General features: G+C 70.9%; 8 protein-coding genes. 1 reads left to right on the plus strand and 7 read right to left on the minus strand.

Annotated elements, in window-relative coordinates; genetic code table 11:
- Positions 1-19: 19 nt before the first annotated feature.
- The 6 genes from QNJ12_RS10915 to QNJ12_RS10940 form a co-directional block, all read right to left on the minus strand.
- Positions 20-685, minus strand: coding sequence for a response regulator transcription factor (locus tag QNJ12_RS10915; RefSeq protein ID WP_300622671.1), 666 nt, complete (start codon positions 683-685; stop codon positions 20-22).
- Complete coding sequence (locus QNJ12_RS10920) at positions 675-2,087, minus strand: histidine kinase (protein ID WP_300622672.1); 1,413 nt, start codon at positions 2,085-2,087, stop codon at positions 675-677. Before QNJ12_RS10920 ends, QNJ12_RS10915 begins: the two co-directional genes overlap by 11 nt.
- Positions 2,084-4,291, minus strand: a complete 2,208-nt coding sequence (locus QNJ12_RS10925; RefSeq protein ID WP_300622673.1) for an ABC transporter permease — start codon at positions 4,289-4,291, stop codon at positions 2,084-2,086. The genes QNJ12_RS10920 and QNJ12_RS10925 overlap by 4 nt, the downstream gene beginning before the upstream one ends.
- Entirely contained in the window at positions 4,288-5,052 is a 765-nt protein-coding gene (locus QNJ12_RS10930) for an ABC transporter ATP-binding protein (protein ID WP_300622674.1), read from the minus strand. Before QNJ12_RS10930 ends, QNJ12_RS10925 begins: the two co-directional genes overlap by 4 nt.
- Before the next feature lie 121 nt (positions 5,053-5,173).
- Positions 5,174-6,163 (minus strand): CopD family protein, encoded by a 990-nt coding sequence (locus QNJ12_RS10935; protein WP_300622675.1) that lies wholly within the window; start codon positions 6,161-6,163, stop codon positions 5,174-5,176.
- Entirely contained in the window at positions 6,160-6,894 is a 735-nt protein-coding gene (locus QNJ12_RS10940; RefSeq protein WP_300622676.1) for a copper resistance CopC family protein, read from the minus strand. The genes QNJ12_RS10935 and QNJ12_RS10940 overlap by 4 nt, the downstream gene beginning before the upstream one ends.
- A gap of 43 nt (positions 6,895-6,937) precedes the next feature.
- On the opposite strand from QNJ12_RS10940, the gene QNJ12_RS10945 reads away from it, so the two are divergent.
- The gene (locus QNJ12_RS10945; RefSeq protein ID WP_300622677.1) at positions 6,938-7,699 is read left to right on the plus strand and encodes a class II aldolase/adducin family protein; all 762 of its coding nucleotides are present in this window, start codon (positions 6,938-6,940) and stop codon (positions 7,697-7,699) included.
- A gap of 6 nt (positions 7,700-7,705) precedes the next feature.
- On the opposite strand, the gene QNJ12_RS10950 is transcribed toward QNJ12_RS10945, so the two are convergent.
- On the minus strand, positions 7,706-8,823 hold a 1,118-nt coding region (locus QNJ12_RS10950), incomplete at its 5' end, for an MMPL family transporter (RefSeq protein ID WP_300622678.1).

Genomic DNA, 8,823 nt, shown 5'->3' on the forward strand with positions numbered 1-8,823 from the left:
GTCACGAGGCGCCGATCGACTACGCCCGCAGGTACGTGAGCACGGCGAGCACCCGGCGGTTGCCGTCCTCGGGATCCAGCCCGAGCTTCATGAACACGTTGGAGATGTGCTTCTCGACCGCTCCGCCCGAGACGACGAGCCGCTCGGCGATGCCGGCGTTCGAGAGTCCCTCGGCCATCAGGTTGAGCACCTCGCGCTCGCGCGGGGTCAGCCGGTCGAGCTCGTTCGAACGCTTCGAACGGCCGAGGATCTGACTGATGACCTCGGCATCGACGGCACTGCCGCCGGCCGCGACGCGACGCAGCGAGACGAGGAAGTCGTCGACGTCGATGACGCGGTCCTTCAAGAGGTAGCCGACGCCCGAAACGTCGCCGGCGAGGAGCTCGCCGGCATACCGCTCCTCGACGTACTGCGAGAGCACGAGCACGGCGACCTCGGGGTACCGGTGCCGGATCTCGATCGCCGCTCGAAGTCCCTCGTCGGTGTGCGTCGGCGGCATCCGGACGTCGACGATGCAGAGGTCCGGTTCGTGCTCGGTGACGGCGTCGAGGAGGGCATCGGCGTCGCCCACGGCAGCCACGACCTCCATGCCCGAGTCGGTGAGCAGACGGACGACGCCGTCACGCAAGAGCACCGAGTCGTCGGCGACGATGGTTCTGAGTGGTGTCTGTTGGTCAACGTCCATGGCGTGGTAGCTCCGCGATCAGTGTGGTCGGACCCCCGTCGGGCGAGGTGATCGACAGGGTGCCGTCGAATGCGTTGACGCGGGCGCGGATGCCGGCGATGCCGGTGCCACGTCCCGCGTCGGCGCCGCCTCGGCCGTCGTCGTGCACGGTGACGCGGACGTTGGCGGCGACCTTCATGACGTGCACGGACGCGACGCGGGCGTCGGCGTGCTTGAGCACGTTGGCGATCGCCTCGTTGGCAACGAAGTAGATCGTCTCGGCCACATCGGTCGACATGTCGAGGTCGGCGTCGACGTGCACCGAGATCGGTATCGGGGCCGAGCTGACGACGGCCGATAGCGCTGCATCGATGCCGCGATCGGCGAGGATCGCCGGGTGCAGGCCACGGCCGAGCTGCCGGAGCTCGCCGATCGAGCCCTGCACCTTCTGTCGGGCGCTACCGAGCAGCTCCTTGGCGCGCTGGGGGTCGTCGTCGATCTGGTGCTCGGCCATGCCGAGGTCGAGGCCGATCGCGACGAGCTGCTGCTGCACCCCGTCGTGCAGGTTCCGCTCGATCCGACGGCGCTCGCTGGCCACGGCGTCGAGGATGTCCTGGCGCTGGGTCGAGAGTGTGGTCACGCGTTGCTCGGCGATCGCGAGGCGGTCGGTACCGAGGAACCACACGTCGATCTGGGCCTTCAGGTCGGCGACCCAGATCGCGACCCGCGGGATCGCACCGGCCGCGAACGCCGCCAGGACCAGGGCGAAGATGCCGAACGCACCGGTGCTGAAGCCGGTGCCGATCGTGAAGCCCGGGCCGTCGATGACCGTGTCACCGAACACCGTCTGCAGCACGATCGAGAGCGGGAAGCTCCCGAACGCGAGCAACACGGGCCCGAGGACGACGTTGACCGCCACGAACGCCACCTGCCGCCAGCGTGCGGGATCGGTGATCGTCGTCAGGATCGCGCGTGGACCGATGCCGTTGACCGGGATCACTGCCCGCGGCTCGATCCGGTGGCCGGCGAGTGCTGCGAACTCGCGCTCGATCTTCGCGAACACGCCGATCATCGCGAAGAACGGGACGATGAGGAAGAAGCCCACCACGATGAACAGCAGCCCGAACGTGATCGCGCCGAGGGCCACCATCGCGGCGAACAGGAACGGGGCGACGATCGCGCTCAGGAACAGGAACGCGAGCGCCAACCAGCCCTCGCGTTGCGCCAGCGGCCGGAACCACTTCTCGGCGACGTCGCGAGCTCGGTCCCAGTCCCAGCCCTCGGTCGCCGACGCCCGCGGCGTGGGCGGCGGTGGCGGCGGCGGGAACTGGCTCACCCGGCCAGTTTCGCGCTCGGCGCCGCTCTGGAACGACGGGTCGCCCATGCGAACGGTCGCGGAGGTCGGCGGCGGCAGGTGCTTCATGCCGCACCTCGCAGCGTGACGGCGACGGGTCGCCGGGCGGCGGTGTGCACGATGACGACCGCGAGGAGCGCGAGGGTCGCGAACGTCCCGATGACGATCGCCGGGATGGCGCCCGTGGCGTCGACCACGCCGATGTCGACGGCGTTGCTCGCCTCGAACGAACCGATGATCCCGCGGGTTCCCAGCGCTCCGATCGCCAACCCGCCGACCAGGCCGAGGGCACCGACGGGTGCCAGTTCACGGACGAGCAGCCCGCGGAGACGGCGACGGCGAGCGCCGAGCGCCTGCAAGGCGGCGAACTCGTGCCGGCGCTCGTACAGGCTGACCGTCATCGACGAGATGACGGCCAGCGCGGCCACGCCGGCCACGACCACACCGATCGCACCGAAGATGACCACGACCGCTTCGCGGCCGGCGTTGTCCTCGGCTGCGATGTCGTCGGCGGTCGACGACCACGTGGCGACCGGCAGTGTGACGCCGGGCCCGGCGTGGTCGGAGAGGACGACGTTCGCCATCCCCGGTGCGCCGAGGTCGGCGGACAGGTCGGCGCGGTCGACGTAGATCGTGCGGCTGAAGTCGTTCGACAAGCCGACGACCTCGTACTCGACGGGCCCTCCAGCGAGCGTCAGCGTGACGTCGTCGCCGACGTGGAGGTCGTTGCGGCTGGCGAAGCCCTTGCTCAGCACGGCGGTCCGCGCCTCGGGTTCGATCCACGACCCGTCGCTGAGCATCGGATCGAACATCGCGGTGTCGACCGCGAGGCCGTAGACGTCGACCTGCCACTCCTCGATCTCGCCCTCGGTCCAGATGCCGGTCTCGATGCCGTCGTGGTCGTCCTCGATCGAGCCGTCGATCGGGAGGCCGGGATCCCGCGCACCGGTGAGCGACTCCCACTGCCAGGGGGCGTGGGTGGCGGTGTTGAACTCGTTGACCGACGTGACGAGGCTCGGGATCAGGAACGCGGCGCCGACGGCGGCGCTGATCTGCACGACGATTGCGACCGTGCGTGCCGGCTTGTGGACCGCCGATCGCCCGGCGAGGCGGCCGAACAGGCCGCCCGCGGGCACCCGGGCCATCGCCCGATGGGCCCAGCTGCGGCCGAACGGTGCGCCCTCGCGGTCGCGGAGCGCCGCGGCGAGCGGGATCTTGGTGACTCGGCGGGCCGCGCGGGCGGCCACCAGCCGGGCGCCGACGAGCATGCCGACCGCACTGCCGGCGAGCACGAGCCAATCGATCGCGACGTCGGGTGTGACACCGACGAACTCCTCGAGCACCATGCGGGCGATCACGTTGCTGATCACGATGCCGAGTGGCAGCCCGACGACGAGCGCGATGACCGTGATGCCGGTGGCGATCCGGCGGAGCCGCCGCCGCAGCGGCCGGGAGCGACCGCCGAGGGCGCGCATGACCGCGACCTCGCGGGTCCGTTCGGTGATCAGGGTGTTGGTCGTCGAGGCCAGCAGCACGAGGGCCACGAGTCCGGCTGCGATGCCGAGCAGGCCGATCAGCATGCTGATCTGCTCGATGTCCTGGTCGATCGGCGTCGTGCCGTCGGGGAGGTAGAGGGGGAAGTCGGTGTAGGTGTCGCCCGAGTCGGCGAGCACGGTCCGGACCTCGTCCGAGATGGCGCGCAACGAGTCGAGGTCGTCGTGCTCCGCCGTGATGACGAGCCGGTTGGTGCCCTGCTCGGGCAGCTGCTGCCTGACGGTGTCGAGGTCCGCGAAGGCGACATCGCTGTCGGCCCACCAGAGCGTGCTGCCGTGCCCGACGATCTCGTACGAACGTCCGCCGGTGAACAGCCGCTCGCCGATCGTCCCGAATCCGGGCGAGGTCACGATCTCGTCCGAGCTCTGCGGCAGCCGACCGGCGTCGAGCTGCAGGAGGTCCATCGTCTGGTGCTCGAGGTCGAGACCGACGACGCGGGTGTCCGACCCGTTCGGCAACGTCACCGCCAGCGACGCCTGGCCTTCCGCCGCGACGACGTTGTCGATCGTCGCGAGCTCGGCGACCTGCTCGGCGTCGAGCGGTGAGGTCGGCACGATGATGTCGGCGAGGCCATCGCGCTCGGCGGTCTCGTGCAGCGTGCCGGTCGACACGGTGGGAACGGCCAGCACACCGATCGCGCCGACGGCGAGCGCCAGCGCGAACACGCTGGCGACGATGCGACCGGGCGCACGCTTGAACTGGCGGAGCAACGACCTCATCGCCCGCCACCTGCACTGCGCTGGGTGACGGCGTCGACCCGGCCGTCGATCATCGACACGACGCGATCGGCGCCGTCGGCCAGGGCGAGGTCGTGCGTGATGAACACCACGGTGCTCCCGTTGCGAGCGAGCCCCATCAGCAGTTCGAAGACCGCGTGTCCGTTGCTCTGGTCGAGGCTGCCGGTCGGCTCGTCGGCCACGATGATCGGGGGGTGGGTCACCATCGCCCTCGCGATGCCGACCCGCTGCTGCTCGCCGCCGCTCATCTGGGCCGGCAACTTCTTGTGGAAGTCGCCGAGTCCGACGGCGTCGAGTGCCTTGCGGGCCGCACGGCGGCGGAGCCGGCGACCCGCACCGCTGGGCCCGAGCTCGATCGCGAGCTCGACGTTCTCGGCGGCGGTCAGGGTCGGGAGCAGGTGGAAGTCCTGGAAGACGATGCCGACGTTGGCGCCGCGCCAGGCGGCGAGCTTGTCGGTCTTCATGCGATCGATCCGCGTGCCGTTGACGACGAGCGAACCCGACGTCGGTTGATCGATGCCGGCGATCAGCGCGCCGAGCGTGCTCTTGCCCGACCCGGACGGGCCGATGACAGCGACGATCTCGCCGGCCGCGATGTCGAGGTCGACACTGCTGACGCCGATCTGCGCCGCATGGCCCTTGCCCCACACTCGGGTCAGGTCGCGGGCTTGGACGAGGGCCGGCGCCGTGCCGGCAGCGGGGGGTACTGCCGGCACGGGATCGAGAAGGGTGGTTGCGCTCATGACTCCATCGTCGAGCAGCGGCCGCCTCGGCGACATGGAGACGCCTGGCGAATGCCGGGTGGGGTTATCCCCCGGCGCGACGATCGTGGGGCAGCTCCGCCCGGTGCTCGGTGCGGTGTCGTCAGTTGGTCGAGGCGCCCGCGAGGAGCACGGTGAGCACCACGACCAGCACCAGGACGGTCGCCTCGACCATGAGCGTCGCACGCGACCGCGCAACCATCGCTGTGCTCCCGTCGGGATGGCGATCGAGCGCCGGCACCACGACGAAGTGGTTGTACGCACCAATCGCGACGGCGATGCCGATCGCACCGGTCTTGAGGAGAAGCCGGCGGCCCCAGTCCGTATCGGTCAGCTCACCGAGGCCGTCCACGATCATCAGCGTCATCAGACCACCCGCCACAGCGACCAGGATGAGAGCACCCGTCGCAACGGACGAGAACCGAACGATCAACGGTGCCGCCGACCCGTCGGCGCGTCGCCGCAGGGCGAGGACGGCCAGGCCCACGATGCCGCCGAACCACACGCTGCCCGAAGCGACGTGGACCACGTTCGTGAGCGCGTGGAGGGCGCGCGGGCCCTCGGTCACGGTGTGACCGTCGAATCCGAAGCTCAACAGCGCAGCGATCGCCCCGGTCATCCCGAACGCTGACGCTGCAGACGGCACCCAACGGACGGAGGATTCGGCTTCGTTCTCGGCTTCGTTCTCGGCGTCGGTCCCGGACGACGGCCGGCCGATCGGCGCGACGTCGTCGAACAGGCCGAGCACGACCAGGAGGCCACCGAGCAGCCGCATCATCGCCGCCGAACCGGCCGAGCTCGTGAGGGCGTCGGGCCACGCCTGACCGTTGATGTCGGCGACGCCGGCGACTTCGACCGCTGCGCCGATCACCATGAACAGGCCCGCCATCGCGACGACCCGGAGCAACAGACGGATCTCGGCGTGCGACCCGCGGTGCACGACGGCGAGCAGCACCAGGAGTCCCGCCGCCAACGTGGCTCCGCCGAGCGAGCCGAACAGGCCGATCCGCTGGAGCAGCTCGCCCGTGTCGGTCGCCGAACCGGCGTCGGCCAGGAAATCGTCGAGGGGCGTCGACGCCGGCACGAACCTCACCGCGGGCTCGCACCGCGCGACCGCAGGACGAGGAAGAGACCCGCGCCGCCGGCCGCAGCGGCCGCCAGCGCCACGTAGACGCCTGTACCGAGGCCACCGTCGGCGTCGTCGTCGATGGCAGGCTCAGAGGCGCCGAGCGCACCCTCGTCGCCCGCCGCCACAGCAGCGGCCGACTCGTCGTTCACGAACCCGCCCGAGGGCGACGGCGAGGACGTTGAGGGCGCGGTCGTGACCGCCGGCGACTCGATCGCCTCGATCGCCTCGCTCGCCGGAGGTGCCGTTGCCGGCGACGTCGACGCCGGCGAGATCGTCTCGGGCGGCGAGGTCGTCTCGGGCGGCGAGGTCGGCAGCGGCGCCTGGATCGTGAACGAGAAGGCGCCCGACAGCACGTGGCCGTCCTCGGCGGCGACCTCCCACCGGACACCAGCCGCGCCTCCGGCGAGCGGCGGATCGAGCTGGAGCCGGAACAGCATGTCGTCGTCGGTCACCGCGAACGGCACGACGATGGTGCCCTGAGGATCGAGCACCTCGAATCCGCTGCCCACGAGGGTCACCGGGCTCGTGAACGCCACCGTGATCTCCGACACCGGTTCACCCACCGACGCACCGTCGGTGGGGAGCGAGAAGTCGAAGTCCGTGTGGGCGGACGCAGGGCTCGCCGCAACCAGGATCGCCGCGAGCGCGGCGCCGACGGTGGTCAAGAATCGCCGGAGAGCTGACCGGTTCGACACCGGCGCGAGGCTACCGCTGGCACTCGGCGCGTACGATGCACCCGTGGCCGAACATCCACCGCTCACCGCGTCGTCGGCCGAGCCGCTGATCACGTCGACGAACGACATGCGCGCGCACCGCAAGCGGCGCCTGGCGCTGGCCTATCGCCTGTTCGGGGCGCTCCACTGGGGCGAGCAGGGCGACGGCCACATCTCGGCCCGCGACCCCGATCGGGCCGACTGCTTCTGGCTCCTGCGCTACGGCGTCCCGTTCGCCGACGCCACCGTCGACGACCTGGTGCTCGTCGGCCCCGACGGCTCGGTCGTCGAGGGAGCGGGCGAGATCAACATGACGGCGCACTCGATCCACTGGCCGATCCACGAGGCCCGACCCGACGTCGTCAGCGCCGCGCACACGCACACGCCGTACGGCACGCCGTGGGCGGCCTGCGCCGAGCCGTTCGCGATGATCTGCCAGGAAGCGACGGCGTTCCATCACGACCAGGCCGTGTTCGACGACGGCGAGGTCGAGGTGCACGGCACCGACGGCGGCAAGCGGATCGCCGCCGCGCTCGGTGACGCGAAGCTCGTCTCCCTCCGCAATCACGGCCTGCTGACCGTCGGCGCCGACGTCGACGAGGCCGTGGGCTGGTTCCTGATGGCCGAACGGGTCGCCGAGGTCCACTGCAAGGCGCCGCGGCCGTCACCGATCTCCGACGACGACGCCGCCGGGGCGGCGGCGTCGATCGCCGACCCGGGTCAGGGTTGGCGGACCTTCAACTGGTCGTTGCGGGCCCGCATCCCGGATCCGTCGGTCGTCGGCTGACCCCGCTCAGCCGCCGCCGACCGGCAGCGCCGCGTCGACGCCGCCGCCGATCTCGCCGTTCCCGCTCAGCGCCGTGGCTCGCCCATCCGTTCCGGCGTCCTGTACCGGCTCGATGGCACGATCCTGGGTGACGAGCACCAGGAGCCCGGGCAGCACCGTCAGGGTGGCGATCAGCGCCATCAGGATCATCAATGCCGTGAGCAGGCCGTACGCCGCGAAGAGCGGCATCGGCGCGAAGGCCATGATGCCGAACCCGGCCGCCGAACTGACCGCCGAGGCCACGAGCGCGGTCCCGGTGCCCTCACCGGTCACCCGCACCGCCGTGCGCCGGTCGCCGTGCCGGGCGAGCTCTTCCCGGTAGCGGGCGATGAAGTGCAGCGCGAAGTCGACCCCGATGCCGATCGACACCGCGGCGATGGTGGCCGTCACGATGTTGATCGAGTAGCCGGCGACCTCCATGAAGCCGTACAGCCACGCGACGACCATGAGGATCGGCACGATCGCGACCAGGCCGTAGCGGATCGATCGCAGGAACGTCGCGCTGACGCCGAAGCACAGCACGAGTGCGATCGGCAGCGACACCTGCAGCGCCCGGTTGGTCGCGTCGAGCGAGGCGTCGCGGACGAACGGGCTACCGGTCACCTGGACGAACGTGCCGCCGAGGTCGGCGCCGATCGCATCGGCGAACGGCTCGAGCGCGTCGCGGGTCGCGCTGACCGAGGCCTGCTGGCGGCTGTCGACCAGACCGAACTCGAAGACGGTGGCGGGCGGGTCCACGTCGATCCGCACCGACGTCGCCACGTCGTCCGGTGTGAGCGCCAGTCGGCCGGCATCGAACGGCACGCCGGTCTGCGACGTCGTCTCGATGACCGCGACGACCTGCTCGGCGGTGTCGGGGATCCGATCGCCGTCGCCGTCGGTGACCTCGACGCCGGTCAGGTCGAGCACGAGACCCTGGGCGGCCGGCGAGTCGAGCACGGCGTCGAACACGCTGAACACGCCGCCGTCGACGTCGATGAGCTCGCCCCGGTCGTCGAGCGCGAGCGTGTCGATGTCGGCGGCGCGGACCTCGTCGATGCGGGCCTGCAGCGTCGACAGGGTGGCTGGATCGGTGAGGTCGCCCT

Origin of the sequence: Ilumatobacter sp. (assembly GCF_030065885.1) — a bacterium.
Classification (GTDB): domain Bacteria; phylum Actinomycetota; class Acidimicrobiia; order Acidimicrobiales; family Ilumatobacteraceae; genus Ilumatobacter.